This is a genomic window from Streptomyces sp. NPDC052023 (assembly GCF_044548465.1).
Taxonomy (GTDB): Bacteria; Actinomycetota; Actinomycetes; order Streptomycetales; family Streptomycetaceae; genus Streptomyces.
The window spans coordinates 35,860-53,544 of the sequence record NZ_JBIUBW010000020.1; the positions used below are offsets into that span (position 1 = coordinate 35,860).

16 protein-coding genes are annotated in these 17,685 nt (G+C 71.7%); 7 read left to right on the forward strand and 9 right to left on the reverse strand.

Going from position 1 to position 17,685, the window contains the following annotated elements; genetic code table 11:
- The first annotated feature begins 18 nt into the window (after positions 1-18).
- The 4 genes from ACIHCM_RS30135 to ACIHCM_RS30150 all read left to right on the forward strand — a co-directional run bounded on the left by ACIHCM_RS30135 (position 19) and on the right by ACIHCM_RS30150 (position 2,579).
- On the forward strand, positions 19-411 hold the full coding sequence (locus ACIHCM_RS30135; RefSeq protein ID WP_399902912.1) for a phage holin family protein: 393 nt from the start codon (positions 19-21) through the stop codon (positions 409-411).
- Positions 408-938 carry a DUF3618 domain-containing protein gene (locus ACIHCM_RS30140; protein WP_399902620.1) on the forward strand — a complete coding sequence of 177 codons (531 nt, stop codon included), beginning with the start codon at positions 408-410 and terminating at the stop codon, positions 936-938. Before ACIHCM_RS30135 ends, ACIHCM_RS30140 begins: the two co-directional genes overlap by 4 nt.
- Before the next feature lie 243 nt (positions 939-1,181).
- Positions 1,182-1,793 carry an ArsR/SmtB family transcription factor gene (locus tag ACIHCM_RS30145; RefSeq protein ID WP_399902623.1) on the forward strand — a complete coding sequence of 204 codons (612 nt, stop codon included), beginning with the start codon at positions 1,182-1,184 and terminating at the stop codon, positions 1,791-1,793.
- A 42-nt stretch (positions 1,794-1,835) separates the two neighbouring features.
- Complete coding sequence (locus tag ACIHCM_RS30150) at positions 1,836-2,579, forward strand: SRPBCC domain-containing protein (protein WP_399902626.1); 744 nt, start codon at positions 1,836-1,838, stop codon at positions 2,577-2,579.
- A 15-nt stretch (positions 2,580-2,594) separates the two neighbouring features.
- Here the strand turns inward: ACIHCM_RS30150 and ACIHCM_RS30155 are convergent, their stop codons facing one another.
- On the reverse strand, positions 2,595-4,421 hold the full coding sequence (locus ACIHCM_RS30155) for an endonuclease/exonuclease/phosphatase family protein (protein ID WP_399902629.1): 1,827 nt from the start codon (positions 4,419-4,421) through the stop codon (positions 2,595-2,597).
- 307 nt (positions 4,422-4,728) lie between these two features.
- On the opposite strand from ACIHCM_RS30155, the gene ACIHCM_RS30160 reads away from it, so the two are divergent.
- The 3 genes from ACIHCM_RS30160 (at position 4,729) to ACIHCM_RS30170 (ending at position 9,733) form a co-directional block, all read left to right on the forward strand.
- Complete coding sequence (locus ACIHCM_RS30160) at positions 4,729-6,159, forward strand: hypothetical protein (protein WP_399902632.1); 1,431 nt, start codon at positions 4,729-4,731, stop codon at positions 6,157-6,159.
- Between the two features lie 206 nt (positions 6,160-6,365).
- The gene (locus tag ACIHCM_RS30165) at positions 6,366-7,811 is read left to right on the forward strand and encodes an alkaline phosphatase PhoX (protein WP_399902635.1); all 1,446 of its coding nucleotides are present in this window, start codon (positions 6,366-6,368) and stop codon (positions 7,809-7,811) included.
- Positions 7,812-8,143: 332 nt separating this feature from the next.
- Positions 8,144-9,733, forward strand: coding sequence for a TROVE domain-containing protein (locus tag ACIHCM_RS30170; RefSeq protein WP_399902638.1), 1,590 nt, complete (start codon positions 8,144-8,146; stop codon positions 9,731-9,733).
- 90 nt (positions 9,734-9,823) lie between these two features.
- On the opposite strand, the gene ACIHCM_RS30175 is transcribed toward ACIHCM_RS30170, so the two are convergent.
- The 8 genes from ACIHCM_RS30175 to ACIHCM_RS30210 all read right to left on the reverse strand — a co-directional run bounded on the left by ACIHCM_RS30175 (position 9,824) and on the right by ACIHCM_RS30210 (position 17,501).
- A complete protein-coding gene (locus tag ACIHCM_RS30175) occupies positions 9,824-11,047 on the reverse strand; it encodes a TerD family protein (protein ID WP_399902915.1) in 1,224 nt (407 codons plus the stop codon).
- Between the two features lie 64 nt (positions 11,048-11,111).
- Positions 11,112-11,333: a hypothetical protein gene (locus ACIHCM_RS30180; protein WP_399902641.1), complete on the reverse strand. Its 222-nt coding sequence runs from the start codon at positions 11,331-11,333 to the stop codon at positions 11,112-11,114.
- A gap of 67 nt (positions 11,334-11,400) precedes the next feature.
- The gene (locus tag ACIHCM_RS30185; protein ID WP_399902644.1) at positions 11,401-12,390 is read right to left on the reverse strand and encodes a zinc-dependent alcohol dehydrogenase family protein; all 990 of its coding nucleotides are present in this window, start codon (positions 12,388-12,390) and stop codon (positions 11,401-11,403) included.
- Positions 12,387-13,238: a carbohydrate ABC transporter permease gene (locus ACIHCM_RS30190; protein ID WP_399902647.1), complete on the reverse strand. Its 852-nt coding sequence runs from the start codon at positions 13,236-13,238 to the stop codon at positions 12,387-12,389. Before ACIHCM_RS30190 ends, ACIHCM_RS30185 begins: the two co-directional genes overlap by 4 nt.
- A complete protein-coding gene (locus ACIHCM_RS30195) occupies positions 13,235-14,176 on the reverse strand; it encodes a carbohydrate ABC transporter permease (protein ID WP_399902649.1) in 942 nt (313 codons plus the stop codon). Before ACIHCM_RS30195 ends, ACIHCM_RS30190 begins: the two co-directional genes overlap by 4 nt.
- Positions 14,173-15,543 carry an ABC transporter substrate-binding protein gene (locus ACIHCM_RS30200; protein ID WP_399902652.1) on the reverse strand — a complete coding sequence of 457 codons (1,371 nt, stop codon included), beginning with the start codon at positions 15,541-15,543 and terminating at the stop codon, positions 14,173-14,175. Before ACIHCM_RS30200 ends, ACIHCM_RS30195 begins: the two co-directional genes overlap by 4 nt.
- Positions 15,544-15,621: 78 nt before the next feature.
- Positions 15,622-16,389, reverse strand: coding sequence for a DeoR/GlpR family DNA-binding transcription regulator (locus tag ACIHCM_RS30205; RefSeq protein ID WP_399902655.1), 768 nt, complete (start codon positions 16,387-16,389; stop codon positions 15,622-15,624).
- A 302-nt stretch (positions 16,390-16,691) separates the two neighbouring features.
- Positions 16,692-17,501: an NAD-dependent epimerase/dehydratase family protein gene (locus ACIHCM_RS30210; protein WP_399902658.1), complete on the reverse strand. Its 810-nt coding sequence runs from the start codon at positions 17,499-17,501 to the stop codon at positions 16,692-16,694.
- Between the last annotated feature and the right edge of the window lie 184 nt (positions 17,502-17,685).

Consider the following 17,685-nt stretch of genomic DNA (forward strand, 5'->3'; position numbering starts at 1 on the left):
ATCCCGGACACCAAGCCCATGACCGAGGAGCACCACTCGGTGGGCGAACTCGTCGGCCAGGCAACCGAACAACTGTCCCAACTCGTGCGGCAGGAAGTGAGCCTCGCCAAGGAGGAGCTGGCGGCCAAGGGCCGCCGCGCCGGCCGCGGCGGCGGGCTCCTCGGCGCCGCGGGCGCCGTCGCCTACGCCGGGCTGCTCGCGCTCGCCGCCACGGCCACCGCCGCGCTCTCGCTGACGCTGCCCGTCTGGGCCGCGGCTCTGATCGTCACGGCCGTGCTCTTCGCGCTCGCCGGGCTACTGGCCGCGACCGGCCGCGCACAGCTGCGCAGGGCGGCACCCCCCACGCCCGAGGAGACCCTCGGCAGCGTCAGGGCCGATGTCGAGGAGATCAAGGAAAGGGCACATCGATGACAGACAGGACGACGCAGGGCACCGGCGCCAAGGGGCCCGACGAGCTGCGGCGGCAGATAGAGCAGACCCGCAGTCAACTCGGCGACACCGTCGAGGAGCTGGCGGCCAAGGCGGACGTCAAGGGCCGGGCCAAGGCGCGCGCCGCCGACCTGAAGGACAAGGCCGGCGCGATGACCGTCCAGCTGCGCAGCAGCGCCGCCCAGGCCGGTCACGCCGTCCAGGGCAAGGCGGCGCAGGCCGGTCACGCCGTGCAGGGCAAGGCGGCGCAGGCCGGTCACGCCGTGCAGGGCAAGGCCGTCGAGGCCACTCACACGGTGCAGGGCAAGGCGGCGAAGGCGAACCACGCCGTGCAGGGCAAGGCCGCGAAGGCGACCGAGGCCGTCGAGCACGGCGCCGTGCCGCAGCCGGTACGTACGGTCGTCCTGGCCGGGCTGCGGCACCCCGGGCCGGTGCTGGCCGCGGGGGCGGCGGCCGGTGCGGTGGTCGTCGCGGCGGCGGTGCTGCGGCGGCGCCACGGCGGGCGGTAGGCGACGGCGGCGGAAGGGCGCCGCCCGCCGAGTGGCGGTGGACGGGCGCCGCCCGATGCGGGGACCGAGAGCGGAGGCCGGCCGGTGGAGACACCGGCCGGCCTCTTCGTGTGCGGCACGCACGAACCCCGAACCCCGGACGCCGGCCCCCGACCCCCGAAACCCGACCCCTGATCCTCGAGACCCCGTACCGACAACTCCAACCGTCTGGACAAAAAAAGTTTTCGGTGAGACGGTGGTCCCATGCTGGATGTGACCGTGATCGAGGACCCCGAGGCCGCAGCCGTCTGTCTGGACCCCGTCCGGGCCGCGCTGCTCGCCCGGCTCGCCGACGGCCCGGCCTCGGCCGCGATGCTGGCAGGCCAGGTGGGGCTGCCCCGGCAGAAGGTGAACTACCACCTCAGGGCGCTGGAGCGGCACGGCCTGGTCGAGCTCGCGGGAGAGCGCCGCAAGGGCAACGTCACCGAGCGGCTGATGCGGGCGACCGCTGCCTCGTACGTGATCTCGCCGCTCGCGTTGGCCGCCGTGCAGCCCGACCCCGACCGCTTCCGCGACCAGTTGTCCGCACGCTGGCTGCTCGCGCTCGGCGCGCGGCTCGTGCGGGACGTCGGCACGCTGATCACGGGCGCGGCCAGGGCCCGCAAGCGGCTGGCGACGTACGCGCTGGACGGCGAGGTGCGGTTCGCCTCGGCCGCCGACCGGGCGGCGTTCGTCGAGGAGCTGACGGCGGGCGTGACCGCGCTGATCCGGAAGTACGACGTCCCGGACGCCGAGGGCGGCCGGGACCACCGGATCGTCGTGGCCGTCCATCCCACGGTCAAGCCCCAGCCCTCCGCACCGGAAATCGACAGCTAGGACCACCGGTACCGCCGGTACCGCCGCCACTCAGGAGCCACCATGTCCAAGGAATTCGAGATCGCCCGGGAGTTCGAGGTCGACGCCACACCCGAGCAGGTGTGGGAGGCCGTCACCGCCGGTACCGGCGGCTGGCTGTGGCCGATGGAGGCGCCCGAGCCGCGCGAGGGCGGCAAGGGCCCCTTCGGGTCCGAGGTCGTCGTCTGGGACCCGCCGCACCGGTACGCCAACCGCGTCGAGGACGTCGAGGGGATCTCCGAGCAGACCCTGAACCAGCTCGACTACACCGTCGAACCGCGCGACGGCGGCCGGCGGGCGTGGGTGCGGTACGTGCACAGCGGGATCTTCGTCGACGACTGGGACAACCAGTACGACGGCGCGAGCAAGCACACCGAGTTCTATCTGCACACCCTGCGCGAGTACCTCACGGCGTTCGGCGGCCGGCCGGTCACCGCCTTCGCCACCTTCGACGGGCCCGAGGCGTCCGGCACCCCCGACGCCCTGGCCACGGTCGGGCGGGCGCTCGGGCTGGCGGACGACGCCACCGTGGGCGGGCGGGTCCAGGTGCGCGGACCCGAGGGTCAACTCCTGGACGCCGTCCTCGACTTCCGCAACCCGTACTTCATCGGTCTGCGCACCGACGACGCGATGCTCCGCTTCTTCGGGCGCAACCACTGGGGGTACGTCGTCGGCATGTCCGTGCACGACTTCGCCCCGGGCGCCGACGCCAAGGCGGACGAGGCCGCCTGGCAGGGCTGGCTGAACGGGGCTTTCAGCCAGCCCTGACGAGGGCGCGACCGGTTACGGGCGGAACCGCAGCACCTGCGGGTCGTGGTCGCTGATCTGGTCGTGGAACTCGGCGTTGATGTGCACGCTGTCGTACGTGAAGTCGCAGCTGCGCCGGATCGACGGGCTGATCAGGATCTGGTCCAGGGTCTGGCTGTTGCCCTGGTAGACGTACGAGTAACGCTCGCTCCGGGGCAGCGACTTGATCGCCGACCACAGTTCGCCGTCGCCTTCGAGGATCTCCACCGTGCCGGAGAACTCGAAGTCGTTGATGTCGCCGAGCGTGACGACGTCCGCGTTCTTCTGGGTGTCCAGGAGCTGCTTCACGAAGGCGTTCACGGCGGTGGCCTGGAGGTGGCGCTGGGTCTCCGAGCTACGGGCCGGCGGCTGGTACTGCGAGTGCAGTGCCTGGTCGCCGCCCTTGGAGTTGAAGTGGTTGGCGATCACGAAGACCGTCTCGCCGCGGAACACGAACTCGCCGGCCAGCGGCTTGCGGCTGTTCGCCCAGGCCGCGCCGGACGGGTCGATCCGGCCGGGGGAGACCGTCAGCTCCGCCTTGCCGCGCACCTTCTTCACGCCCACCGCGGTGGTGGCGTCGCCGCCCGCGCGGTCCGTGAACGACACCCGCTCGGGGTTGAACAGGAACGCCTGGCGGATGTTGCCGCCAGGCTCCCCGCCGTCCGCGTTGTTCACCGGGTCGATCGAGCGCCACTCGTACGCCGGGCCGCCCGCGGCGACGATCGCGTCGATCAGCTTGGTCATCGTCAGGCCGGCGGCGACCGTGCCGTCGTTCGTCGCGCCGTTGTTGTCCTGGATCTCCTCCAGGGACACGATGTCGGGCGACTGGAGGTTGTTCACGATCGCGGCGGCGTGCGCGTCGAACGTGGCGTCGGACGGGTCCAGGTTCTCGACGTTGTACGTCGCCACCGCCAGCTCGCCGCGCCGCTGCTTGCGGGTCGTCTCCCGCTCCAGGCCGCCCTGCTTCAGAGTGCCGAGCTCGCTCGCGACGAGGGTGTAGCCGCCGAACTGGTTGTAGTCCAGCGGGCCGGTCGTGGTGCCGGCGAGCACGTCGCCGACGTTCGCGTCCGGGAAGTCGGCGACCGCGCCGAGGGACTGTATCTGGAGCCGGCCGGTGTTCTGGGCGGTGTACGCGCCGTAGACCGCGCCGCCGTGCCGGCTGGCGTTCTCGCGCGGCTTCACCGTCACCCACAGCTCGGTGTACGGGTCGGTGGCCCCGACCACACGCGTGTCGGCGACCTGGACGTTCATGCCCTCCAGGGACTCGTAGTAGTCCAGGGCGTACGTCCTCGGCCGCAGCGGCAGGCCGTTGACGGAGCCGCCGGCCGCCGGGTCACCGGCCGGGGTGTAGGCGTTCGGCACGGACCGCGCGTCGATCACCGTGGCGGCCGGGACCGGGTTGCCGCCGGAGAGGACGGTGACCGTCGGCCGGACGATCTCGGTGAGCGCCTGGTTGCCGGAGGAGGTGCCGCCGGGAACGTACTCGGAGACGGTGCCCGACACGCTCACCGAGTCGCCGACGGCGACCTTCGGGGTGGAGCTGGTGAAGACGAAGACGCCCTCGCTGGTGGCGGGGTCGGCGTCGGCGGCCGGGTCCTGGATCCAGAAACCGCGCGACGAGCCGTAGCCGCGGACGCCGGTGACGATTCCGGTCACGTCCGTGACCTGCCGGCCCGCGTACGGGGACATCCGCGTGGTGCCCTGGATGTCGTGGATGCGCACCGCCTCCGCGTGCGCGGGCGAGGCGATGACGACGGTGGACGCCGCGGAACAGACGGCGGCGACGGTGAGCGCGGCAAGGCGCGCGGAAGACTTGCTCGGCAAAGGGATCCCTCCGGGGACGTACGTGGGCGCCAGGACGAGAGTGAAGCGCTGGAACTGTGGCGACGCGCGTAGAAACCGTGATCGGAGTGAACACTTGTCCCCCCAATTTCTACGCGCGTCAATTTCCAGTGTGGTCAGGGCACTTGTCAAGGTTCCGGCCATGTACGGCACCCGGCGGGGAGATGAACCGGGCGGCATGGGCGCAAATCCGTCTAGGCTGAGTGGCTGAGTCGTACGACGGCTTCCGGCGGTCCTACGACGTGCAGACGGCCGAACGGCCTTCGAGGCGCCCTAGGAGATCCTCCCGATGTCAGACAGCTCCTCCCTGCCGCCGGTGCGGCTGTCCTCCGAAGCGGAGCTGGCGCGTGACGCGCTGGCCACGCCGGTGCTGTCCCGGGCCGTCCGGCTCGCCCGCTGGGCCGGACCCGCCACGCGCGTGGACGCCGGGGGCGGACTGGTCGACGAGCAGCTGCCGGCCGCGGCCGGGGAGCTCGGGCTGGACGGCGACGACGCGGCGGCCCTGGCGAGCGAGGCCTGGCGGGTGGCCGTGGACACCGGCCTCGTCGAGATCCTCGACGAGGAGGCGGGCACCGTCACCTCGGGCGGGCAACTGGCGCCGCTGACCGGCGGATCCCCGCACGACGTGCTCGCCGTCTGGCTGGGTGCCCTGGAGACGGTGCTCTCCGACGCGAGCGTGCCCGACCTCGACGACCTGATCGCCGCGATGGACGAGGGCGGCGAGGGCGGCACCTCCACGCCGGACTGGGACCCCGAGTCGGAGTCCGCGTTCCTCGACGGCGTGCTCGGCAACCTCTACCTGCTCACCGTCAGCGAGGACGGCCCCGGCGCCGCGCCCGTGCCGCTGCCCGCGCTGGCCGCCTCGGTGATCGTCCCGGGCGACATGGCCGAGCCCACCAATGACGTGCTCGAGCAGGTGTCCGACGCGATGATGCGGCTGGACGACCAGTTCCGGACATTGGAGCCGGTGGGGCTCGTGGAGTATCAGCCGGTCGACGAGGCGCTGATGGCGGAGGCCGACGACGCCGAGGAGCCGGCCGCCGTCGACGACACCGACGTCTCCCGCTACGGCATGGTCCGGCTCACCCCGCTCGGCCTGTACGGCCTGCGGGCGCGGCTGCTGGAGGCCGGGATCGAGGCGCCGGCCGTGGGCGAACTGGCCGACAAGGGCGCCGACGCGCTGCTCGACGGCACCGCCACCTTCGGGCCGCGCGCCGCGCAGGCCGAGACCGAGCAGTGGCTGGCCCGCCGCGAACCCCTGGCCGCCGCACGGGAGTTGCTTGCCGCAGCCCGGGGCGCGGACCCCGGCGCCCCGCTGCGCCGGCTCCGCTGCCAGCAGGCCCTGTCCCTCGTCGGCATCGAGGCCGAACCCGCGCTGCGGGAGGTGCTGGACGACCCCGAACTGGGCGGCCTCGCCCGTGTCTGGCTGACCGAGCACGGCTGCGCGGACGTACCCGCCCCGTCCGAGGCGATGGTCTTCTGGCTCACCGTGGACACCCTGGCCGCGCAGCTCGCCGCCGAGGGCAACTCCGAGGAACTGCACGCCCTGGTCGAGGGCCTCGCCGAGCAGCACAGCGGCTTCTTCGCGGCGGCCTGGCGCGTCGACCATCCGGCCACCGCCGATGTCCTGGAGGCGATGGGGCGCATCCACCCGGACAAGAGGATCGCCAAGGAGGCCAGGAAGGCGGCCTTCAAGGCCCGCTCCCAGCAAGGAGGCTGACGCCTGTCCTGACGGACGGGAGTGCTCGTACGGAGTGTTCCGGCCCGGCCGAGTGGCCGGCCGGTGACGGGTCGTACGGATTCACGGAAGCGCATCCCACGGTGTCGCCCGGCGTTCAAGCCGCGTTCACTGCCGGACGACACCGTTGCGCCGACCCGAGGTCCGCCCCAACCCTCCACGGCACTCCCCTCGTCACAGGAGACAGCATGTCGCTCACTCGCAGGGACTTCGCCAGGACCACCGCGATCGCCGGCACCGGCGTCGCACTGGCGGGCAGCGTCGGCGCACTCTCCAGCGCGCCCGGCGCTCTCGCGTCCGCCGAGACGGAGACCACGGGTGAGGAGTCCGCCGCCCGGCACGGCGGGGTCGGGTACGGCCCGCTCCTCCCCGACCCGGACGGCATCCTCGCCCTGCCCGCGGGCTTCTCGTACCGGATCCTCACCTACGCGGGCCGGACCAGGCTGGAGTCGGGCGAGTTCACGCCCGCCGACCACGACGGCACCGCTGCCTTCGACGGCCCCCGCGGCACCACCCTCCTGGTCAACAACCACGAGATGGACGGCCCCCGCTCCGACTACGACCACCCCGTCCCGCTCACCGAGGGCCTGGTCTACGACCCCGCAGCCCCCGGCGGCTGCACGGTCGTCGAGGTGCGCCGCGACGGCCGCGTCGCCGAGTGGGTCGGCATCGCCGGCACCGCCAACAACTGCGCCGGCGGCTCCACCCCCTGGGGCACCTGGCTGACCTGCGAGGAGAACTCCGACCGGGCCGGCGAGAACGGCATGACCAAGGACCACGGCTACGTCTTCGAGGTCGATCCCCGCGACCGGCGCGCCAACCGTGACCCCAAGCCGCTGAAGTTCTTCGGCCGCTACGACCACGAGGCCGTCGTCATCGACCCCAGGCGGGGCCACGCCTACCTCACCGAGGACGCCGACGAGCCCAACGGCCTGTTCTACCGCTGGACCCCGCCGAAGGGCTTCGAGTACGGCCCCCGCAGGTTCCGCGCCCTCGCCGACGACGCCGGAGTCCTCCAGGCCCCCAAGTGCTTCAACTCCGGCGGTCACTTCGTCGACGACCTCTCCCGCGCCACCAAGGTCGGCACCGTCTACGGCGTGGACTGGGTCGACGTCCCGGACCGCGACGCGAGGACGGTCTCCGTGCGCGAGCAGTTCGGCGAGGGCGAGGTCACCCGAGCCCGCAAGCTGGAGGGCATGTGGTGGGGCGACGGGGGCGCGTACCTCGTCTCCTCGTACGCCCGTGAGGAGAGCCCCGTCCAGCACGACGGCCAGGTCTGGTTCTACGACCCCAAGCGCCGCACCCTCACCCTGAAGGTGCTGCTCGGCGTCAACCCCGATCCGTCCAGGGACGGTGCCCTCGACGGCCCCGACAACATCACCGTCTCCCCTTACGGAGGCCTGATCATCGCCGAGGACGGCGAGGGCATCCAGCACCTGTTCGGCGCCACCGACAGCGGCCGTACCTACCCCATCGCCCGTAACGACCTGAACATCGGCACCGAGGAGGAGCCCGAGTTCAGCGAGTTCACCGGCGTCACCTTCTCGCCCGACGGAAAGACGCTGTACGCCAACATCCAGGAGCCGGGCATCATGCTGGCCATCAACGGCCCCTGGAAGCGCCAGCGGCGGTAGCTAATTCGCTCGCCGGGCGCTCACCGCGCCTCCTACAGTGAGATCACGTCACGCACCTCCCGGTGCGAAGGCGGCGGCTACTTCTTCCCATGAATTCACGCCGCCGCCGGTTTGATCTCGGGAGGCGCAGCTCGTGGTGGGTGCCCGGTGCGCAGGCAACGGTTACTTCATTGGATCGGACGGTTGCGGGTTCGAGTCCCGTCATCGGCTCAGGGCCGATGTAGCTCAATGGGCAGAGCATCTGGCTAAGTCCGTCGCCGCCCTCTGATCTCGGGCACCCTCCCCTTGCCGCGCCTCCTTCCGAAACGGAAATGAATTCGGGGGAATTCACCATGGCGCGATTCAACACCAGGGCCACCAAGGCACAGCCGACCTCGCGGGTGACGTCCACGGGACGGATCCTGCGCACCTTCCAGGGCGGCCGGGGCCAGGAGCGCGACCCGCGTTCCGAGCTCTTCCTGCTCGCGGTGTCCCACTTCGTCTCCCAGCAGACCTTCTACGAGAGCGGCGCCGGCCGCGACGACCGCTTCGTGCGGCTCGTGCGTGAACTCGCCGTCACCGATCCGGTGTGGACCGCGGGCCTCCTCGGCTGGCTGCGCGGCGCCGGCAACCTCCGTACCGCCTCGGTCGTGGGCGCCGCCGAGTACGTCAAGGCACGACTGGAGGCCGGCGCGAGCGACGGTCCGTCGAACCGTCAGGTCGTCGACTCCGTGCTCCAGCGGCCGGACGAGCCCGGCGAGCTGCTCGCGTACTGGACCGCGCTGTACGGCCGCAACATCCCCAAGCCCGTCAAGCGCGGCGTCGCCGACGCCGTGCGGCGGCTCTACAGCGGGAAGTCGCTGCTGAAGTACGACACCGCGTCCAAGGGTTACCGTTTCGGCGACATCCTGAACCTGGTGCACGCGGCGCCGGACCCGGACAAGCCCTGGCAGGGCGAGCTGTTCAAGTACGCGCTGGACCGCCGGCACAACCCGGACACGGCCGTGCCGCCCGCCTCGGCCCGCGTCCTCACCGCGCACCGCGCGCTGATGGCGCTGCCGGACGAGGAGCGCCGGGCGGTCGTCACCGGGCCGGAGGGGGCCGAGCGGCTCGCGGCGGCCGGGATGACGTGGGAGGCGCTGGCGGGCTGGCTCCAGGGGCCGATGGACAAGGCGGCCTGGGAGGCGGTGATCCCGTCCATGGGCACCATGGCACTGGTGCGCAACCTGCGAAACTTCGACGAGGCCGGAGTCTCCGACGAGGTGGCCGCGCGGGTCGCGGCGCGGATCAGTGACCCGGCCGAGGTCGTGCGGTCGCGGCAGTTCCCGTTCCGGTACCTGGCCGCCTACCGGCACGCGCCCTCGCTGCGCTGGTCGTACCCGCTGGAGCAGGCACTCGGGCACTCGCTGGCCAACGTGCCCGCGCTGACCGGCCGGACCCTGGTGCTCGTCGACCGCTCGGGTTCGATGTTCTGCTCGCGGCTGTCCGACCGGTCGGAGCTCAACCGGGCCGACGCGGCGGCGATCTTCGGCACGGCGCTCGCGCTGCGGGCCGCCGACGCGGATCTCGTCGAGTTCGGGACGACCAGCAACCGGGTGCCGTTCCGCACGGGGGAGTCGGTGCTCAAGGTGCTGGAGCGGTTCGGCGGCCTGGGCGGCACCGACACCACCGAGGCGGTGCGCCGGCACTACCTTAAGCACGACCGGGTGCTGATCGTCACCGACGAGCAGTACGCCCCCAGCCGCCACGGCGGCCCCACCGAGCAGGTCCCGGCGAACGTGCCGGTCTACACCTGGAACCTCGCCGGGTACCGGGTGGGCCACGGCCCGTCCGGCACGGGGAACCGGCATGTGTTCGCGGGGCTTTCCGACGCGGCGTTCCGGATGGTGCCGCTGCTGGAGGCGGCGCGGGACGCCGACTGGCCGTGGTTGGCGGCGGGCTGACGCCACCGCGGTACGGGGGGCGGCGGGCGATCCTGGTGGGGGCGCCCGCCGCCGTCGTCGTGCCGGCGCCGGCGCGGGTGCCGCCGCTCGTTACAGGGCCTGGGCCGCCGGCTTGACCATGTTGCGGACCGTACGGGCCTTGACGAAGTCGCCCAAGGCCGTCATCTCCCACTCGCCGGAGAACTGGCGGATCAGCTTGGCCATCAGCACGCCGGTCTGTGCCTCGGCGTTGGTGAGGTCGAAGCGGACCAGTTCCTCGCCGCTGGCGGCGTCGATCAGCCGGCAGTAGGCCTTGGCGACCTCGGTGAACTTCTGGCCGGTGAAGGAGTTGACCGTGAAGACCAGGCCGGTGACCTCCTGCGGGAGCCGGCCGAGGTCGACCATGATCACCTCGTCGTCGCCGCCGCCCTCCCCGGTGAGGTTGTCACCGGAGTGCTTGATCGCGCCGCCCACGATCTGGAGCTTGCCGAAGTAGCAGCTGTCGATGTGGTTGCGCTGCGGGCCGTAGGCGATGACGGAGGCGTCGAGGTCGATGTCCCGGCCGCGGTAGGCGGGCTCCCAGCCGAGGCCCATCTTGACCTGGGAGAGCAGCGGGCGGCCGCCCTTGACCAGGGAGACCGTCTGGTTCTTCTGGAGGCTGACCCGGCCCTTGTCGAGGTTGATCTTCCCGGCGCCGGGGGCGGCCGGGGCCGGCGGGGTGGCCGGGGGCGCGGTGGGCGCCGGGGGCGTGGCGATCCGGGGGTCCATGACCGGGGCGGGCGGGGCCACCGGCGGCTGCATGGGGGAGGGGGGCGGGGTGACCGGCTGCGTGGGGGCGGCCGGCTCCTCCACCGACACGCCGAAGTCGGTGGCGATGCCGGCCAGGCCGTCGGCGTAGCCCTGGCCCACCGCGCGGGCCTTCCACGCGCCGTTGCGCAGGTAGATCTCGACGACCACCAGTGCCGTCTCGGTGCCGAGCTGCGGGGGCGTGAACGTGGCCAGGACGCCGTTGTCGTCGGCGTTGCGGATCCTGGCGGTCGGTTCGACGCCCTGGAAGGTCTGGCCCGCCGCGTCCGGGCTCGCGGTGACGACGATCTTCTCGATGCCCGGGGGGAGGGCGGTGGTGTCGACCGTGATGGCGTCGGGGGCCGTGCCGCCGCCGGAGCGGTAGGTCACGCCCGGGCCGTTGGGCTGGTTGTAGAAGATGAAGTCGTCGTCGGAGCGCACCTTGCCGTCGGCGGTGAGCAGCAGGCCCGATACGTCGAGCCGCACCGGGGCGGCGACGTCCACCGTCACGCGGGCGGTGGAAAGAGGGATGTTCGAGCCGGGGGTCATAGCGGTCATGACCCGAGAACGACCGGGGCCGCTTTACCGTTCCCTTACCGTGCGGCCGATCGGGTCAGCGGCGGTTACGGGGGTGCAGGCGGGCGGTGCGTTCGTTGCCGCGGCGGTAGTTTCCCGTCCAGCGGGCCATGACCAGCTGCGGGTCGCCGGCGTCGATCTCGGCGAGGAACCGGTCGGCGCGCGGGCCGCGCAGGGTGGCCGCGGCGCGGCCGTGGTGGGTGACCACGACCGTGCCGTCCGGGTGGACGTCGTAGCGGAAGCCGTGTGGCGGGGGCATGTGCGGCAGGGTAGGGCCCGGACGGCCCGCGGGCCCACCGGTTTTCGCGCCGCCCCGGCACGGGCCGCTACGGCACCACCACGATCTTCCTGCCCACCCCCGACGCGAACTGCTCCAGCGCCTGCGGGTAGCCGCTCAGCGGCAGCCGGTCGCTGATGAAGACGTCGGGGTCCAGGACGCCGTTGGCGAACAGCTCGGCCGCGCGTTCGAAGCTGTGCAGGACGGCCATGGAGCCGGTGATGGTGATCTCCTGGTTGTAGATCCGGTACGGGTCGATCGTCACCCGCGTCGCGTAGTCCGCCACGCCGAACTGCAGGAACGTGCCGGCCTTGGCCACGCGGTCCAGACCGTCCTGGATCGCCGCGGCGTTCCCGGTGGCGTCCACCACCACGTCCCAGCCCTGCGGCCGCTCCAGCTCGTCGGCGTTCACCGCCGACGCCGTCACACCCAGCTGCCGGGCGGTCTCCAGCCGGGCCGGGTTCACGTCGACCACGTCCACGCTCGCCGCGCCCGTGCGCTTGGCCAGCTCCAGCATCATCAGGCCCATCGTGCCCGAACCGTAGATCAGGACATGGGCGCCGAGGCGGGACCGCAGGACGTCGTAGCCACGGACCGCGCACGACAGCGGCTCGACCAGCGCCGCGTCCTGGGTGCGGATGTGCTCGGGCAGCTTCACACAGTTGGCGACGGGGGCGACCGCGTACTGGGCGGCGCCGCCCGCGGTGGTCACGCCGATCGCGGCCCACCGTTCGCACAGGTTGTTGTGGCCGGCCCGGCAGTAGCGGCACTCGTGGCAGTACAGGGAGGGGTCGACGGCCACCTGGTCGCCGGGTGCCACCTCGGTGACCTGGGTGCCGACGGCCACCACCTCACCCGCGAACTCGTGCCCGGGCACGATCGGCAGCTCGGGCGCGAACTCGCCCTGGAGGATGTGCAGGTCCGTGCCGCACAGGCCGCACGCGGCGACCTGCACGACGACCTCGCGCGGGCCCGGCGCCGGGTCCGGGACCTCGGCGACGACGGCCCTGCCCGCGGACTCGATGACGGCGGCCTTCATTTCACGGCTCCCAACGACAGGCCCTGGACCAGCTTGTCCTGGGCGGCGAACCCCGCGGCGAGCACCGGCAGGGAGATGACGAGCGACGCGGCGCACACCTTGGCCAGGAACAGGCCCTGACTGGTGATGAAGCCGGTCAGGAAGACGGGGGCGGTCTCGGCCACCACCCCGGTGAGGACCCGGGCGAACAGCAGCTCGTTCCAGCTGAAGATGAAGCAGATCAGGGCGGTGGCGGCGATGCCGGGCAGCGCCATCGGGGCGATCACCCGGGCCAGCACCGTGGGAAGGCGGGCGCCGTCCACCCGGGCCGCCTCGATCACCGCCACCGGGACCTCGGCCAGGAACGACTGCATCATCCACACCGCGATCGGCAGGTTCATGGACGTGTAGAGCACGACCAGCAGCCAGATGTTGTCGAGCAGACCGGCGTTCTTGGCGAACAGGTAGATCGGCAGCAGGCCCGCCACCACCGGCAGCATCTTCGTGGAGAGGAAGAAGAACAGCACGTCCGTCCACTTGCGCACCCGGCGGATCGACAGCGCGTACGCGGCGGGCAGCGCCAGGAGCAGGACCAGCAACGTCGACGTCAGCGACGCCACCGTCGAGTTGATCAGGGACGGCCAGGGGCTGGCCCCGCCACCGGCGCCGAAGAACTCGCGGTAGCCGTCGAGCGTGAGCGCGGCGCCGAAGGACGGCGGGTTGGTCGCCGCGTCCTGCTCGGAGTGGAAGGACGTCAGTGCCATCCACGCGACGGGCAGGAAGAACACGATGCCGGCCAGCCAGGCCACCAGGCCCAGGCCGGCGCCCTTACGGGGGGCACGACGGACGCGTACGGCGTTGCCGCTCATCCGCGGCTCACCTCCTCGCGGAACAGGGACGACACCACGCGCAGGGCGAAGGTCGCGATGATGATCGAGCCGATGACCACCAGGACGCCAGCGGCCGAGGCGAGGCCGTTCTCATGGGCCTGGTAGAAGCTCTGGTAGACGGTGTAGGGGAGGTTGGCGGTGCCGAGGCCGCCGGAGGTGAGGGTGAAGACCGCGTCGAAGTTCTGCACGATGTAGATCGAGCCGAGCAGGGCGCCGAGCTCGAGATAGCGGCGCAGATGCGGAAGCGTCAGGTGGCGGAAGATCTGCCAGTCGCTCGCCCCGTCCACCCGGGCGGCCTCGATCTGCTGCGGGTCACGGCTCTGCAGGCCGGCCAGGACGATCAGCATCATGAACGGGGTCCACTGCCAGACGAGGGACGCCTCGACCGCGAGCAGCGGGGTGTCGGAGATCCAGTCCGGCTGTGGGCCGCCCACATAGTGCAACAGCCCGTTCAGCAAGCCGTATTCAGGGTTGTAGAGCACATGCTTCCACAGCAGCGCCGCCGCGACCGGGACGACCAGGAAGGGCGCGATCAGCAGGGTGCGGACCACGCCCCGGCCCTTGAACCTGCGGTCCAGCAGCAGCGCCAGCAGCAGGCCGAGGAGCAGGCTGACCAGGACGACGGTCACGGTCAGCAGGATCGTCGTCCACACCGAGTCGCGCAGGGCGGCGTCGGTCAGGACGTGGCGGTAGTTGCCGACACCGGTGAAGCGGCGGGCGTCGGGGTAGAGGGCGTTCCAGTCGAAGAAGGAGATCACCAGCGTGGCCACGAACGGCAGCTGGGTCACGACGATCATGAAGATCAGGGCGGGCAGCAGCGGCGCCCGGGTGGCCCAGGCGCGCAGGCGGCCCGACGGCTCGCGATTCCTCGTCTGTACGGACGGTGTGGCCACGGGGGCCGTGGTGGTGGCGGTCATCGTCCCTCGTACTCCTCGGAGATGCGCTCGGCGAGCTGCTGGGACTTCTTCAGGGCCGCGTCGACGGACTGGCGTCCGGCGATGGCCGCGCTGATCTCCTGGGAGACCTTGGTGCCGAGGTCGGTGAACTCGGGGATGCCGACGAACTGGATGCCGGGCGCGGGCCGCGGCTGCACGCCGGGGTCGTCCGGCCGGGCGCCCTCGATGGCCTCCTTCGTCATCTCCTGGAAGGCGGCGGCCTCGGCGCGGTAGTCGGGATTCGTGTACGTCGACGCCCGCTTGCCCGCCGGGATGTTCGACCAGCCGATCTCGTCGCCGACCAGCTGCTCGTACTCCTTGCTGGACGCCCAGGAGACGAACTGCCAGGCCTTGCCGGTGTTGCGGGACGCCTGCTGGATGCCCCAGGCCCAGGTGTAGAGCCAGCCGGAGGACTCGGTCCGCTCGACCGGCGCCGGGGCGTAGCCGACCTTGCCCTTGACGGGGGAGCCGGTGGCCTCCAGGGAGCCGGCCGCGGAGGTGGCGTCGTACCACATGGCGACCTTGCCCTGGGTCATGTTGTTGAGGCATTCGGCGAAGCCGGACTGGGCCGCGCCGGACTGGCCGTGCCGGCGGATCAGGTCGACATAGAACTTCGTCGCCTTCTCCCACTCGGGGGAGTCGAGCCGGGCCTTCCAGTCCTCGTCGAACCAGGTGCCGCCGAAGGTGTTCACCACGGTCGTCAGCGGTGCCATGACCTCGCCCCAGCCGGGCAGGCCGCGCAGGCAGATGCCCTTCATGCCGGACCCGGCGCCGTCGACCTTCGCGGCCAGGTCCGCGATCTGGGTCCACGTGGGGTGCGCGGGCATCGTGAGGCCTTGCTGCTCGAACACGTCCTTGCGGTACATGAGGAAGGACGACTCGCCGTAGAAGGGCTGACCGTAGAGCTTGCCGTCGTCGCCGGTCAGGGACTGGCGCATCGGCTTCAGGACGTCCTGCTCGTCGTACGCGGGGTCTTCGGCGACGTAGGAGTCCATCTCCTTCAGCCAGCCGTTGCGGGCGTAGATCGGTATCTCGTAGTTGGAGAGGGTGGCGACGTCGTACTGGCCCGCCTGGTTGGCGAAGTCCTGGCTGATCTTGTCGCGGACGTCGTTCTCCGGCAGCACGGTGAAGTTCACCCTGATGCCGGTGTCCTTGGTGAAGTGGGCGGCGGTGAGCTTCTGGAGCTCGACCATCTGGGGGTTGTTGACCATCAGGACGTTGATCGAGTTGCCGCCCGATCCTGCCCCGCCCGCTCCGGCCCAGCAGCCGGAGAGCAGCGGGGCGAGCAGCGTCCCTGCGGCGGCCGCGGCGAGCGTGGCGCGCGGCCTCCGTCGGCTCTGGGTTCGCATGCGTCGCTCCTGAACATATGGGGAGATAAGGGGTATGGGAGGGCGTGCGGCGCCCTGTGGTGGGGGTGTGCCGGAAACTCAGACGCGGATGACCTGGGGGCCGAGCAATGAGTAGCGGTGTGCTTCGGCGGTGGGCAGCAGAGTGCTGGTGACGATCGTCTCCAGCGCGCCGACCTCGGCGAACCGGCAGAAGCTGACCGCGCCGAACTTGGTGTGCACACCCGCGAAGACCGTGCGCCGCGCGGCCCGCACCGCCTGCGCCTTGACCTCGCTCACCGCGGGGTCGGGAGTGGTCAGGCCGTGCTCCCGGGAGATGCCGTTGGCGCCGATGTAGGCGAGGTCGACGACGAAGCCGGCGAGCATCTTCGTCGTCCAGTGGTCGACGGCGGCCAGCGTGCCCGGGCGGACCCGGCCGCCGAGCAGCAGCACCGAGAAGCCCTCCACCTCGGCCAGTGCGCCCGCGACCGGCAGGGACGCCGTGACCACGGTCAGCGGCCGGTCCTTGGGGAGCGCCTCGGCGATGAGCTGCGGGGTGAAGCCCTCGTCGACGAAGACCGTCTCGGCGTCCCCGAGCAGCTCGGCCGCGGCGGCCGCGATCCGGCGCTTCTCGGGGACGTGGCTGGTGGCGCGGAAGGCGAGGGTGGTCTCGAATCCGGCGCTCTCCACGGGGTAGGCGCCGCCGTGGGTGCGGCGGACCAGCCCGTGGTCCTCCAGGGCGCGCAGATCCCGCCGTACGGTCTCCTTGGCCACGCCCAGCTGGGCGGCGAGCGCGGTGACGTCGACGGAGCCGGCCGCCCGCGCGGCGCGCACGATCTCGCGCTGCCGTTCTTCCGCGGTTCGGTTCATCTCTGTCACCCGCTTTCTCGCCTCGCTGCCCGTTCGGGCCCATGGGGGAAGTTCTACAGCGGGTGCGAGGTGCTGACCAGGTCTGTCAGGGGAGCGATAGTGCCCGGGTGTGCCCGTTCGGTCTTGGGTGCGGCCGGTTGCGGGGGGCGGGGGCGTGTGTCGTCCGCGGGTACGTCGTGGCTGGTAGCGCGGTACCCCGCGCCCCTGGGGGCGCTGCCGGGCCGCATCTTGAGCTGTGCCCGGATGTGGGAGCGGGCGGGCCCGTTTCTTGCCCGCCCGCCCCTGTCGTGGTCGGGATCTCGTCAGTACGGCCAGATCGGGGGGTCCGTCACGAAGTGGCCGCCCAGGTACGCGTGCGCCTCGTTGCCGGCTTCCAGCTCGCCCTGTTCGGCGATCAGCTTCCCGGCGTACGGCTCGGAGTCGTCCTGCGGGGCGTAGCCGAGCGCCCGCGCGGTGGACAGGTCCCACCACAGGCGGGTGTTGGCGGAGGAGCCGTAGACGACCGTGTGGCCGACGTCCTCGGCGGTCAGGGCGGCGTGGAAGAGGCGGGCGCCGTCGGCGGGGCTCATCCACAGCGAGAGCATCCGCACGCTGGTCGGCTCCGGGAAGCAGGAGCCGATGCGGACGGAGACGGTCTCCACGCCGTGCTTGTCCCAGTAGAACTGCGCGAGGTCCTCGCCGAAGGACTTGGACAGGCCGTAGAAGGTGTCGGGGCGGCGCGGGGTGCCGACTTCGATCAGCGGGTCGCCCTCCTCGGGACGGGGGGTGTAGCCCACCGCGTGGTTGGAGGAGGCGAAGACGACGCGCGGGACGCCCTCCTCGCGGGCGGCCTCGTAAAGGTTGTAGGTGCCCTCGATGTTGGCTTTCAGGATCCTCTCGAAGGAGGCTTCCAGGGAGATGCCCGCGAGGTGGATGATCGCGTCGACGCCCCGCACGGCCTCGCGCAGGGCCGCCCGGTCGGCCAGGTCCGCGGTGATAGCGTCCGGCGCGCCCTCGACGGGGCGCTGATCGAACAGGCGCAGCGTGTACCCGTGGGCCGGGAGCAGGCCCCGCATCAGGGTGCCGAGGCCGCCGGCGGCGCCGGTGAGCAGAACGGTGCGGGGAGCGGGCATCCTCGGGTCTCCTTGCGGGGTCTCATGAACGAGCGGCAAGAGCGCGTGGCGGGGCCAACTGGCCGTATTCCTGCACGACATTCACATGCGTGGACACGCTAGGGAGCGGGGCCGTACCCGTCAAGGGGCCGATGGAGGCATGGAATCCGCTGGTGCATCGCGGGTTGGCCTGCTTGACCCCTCC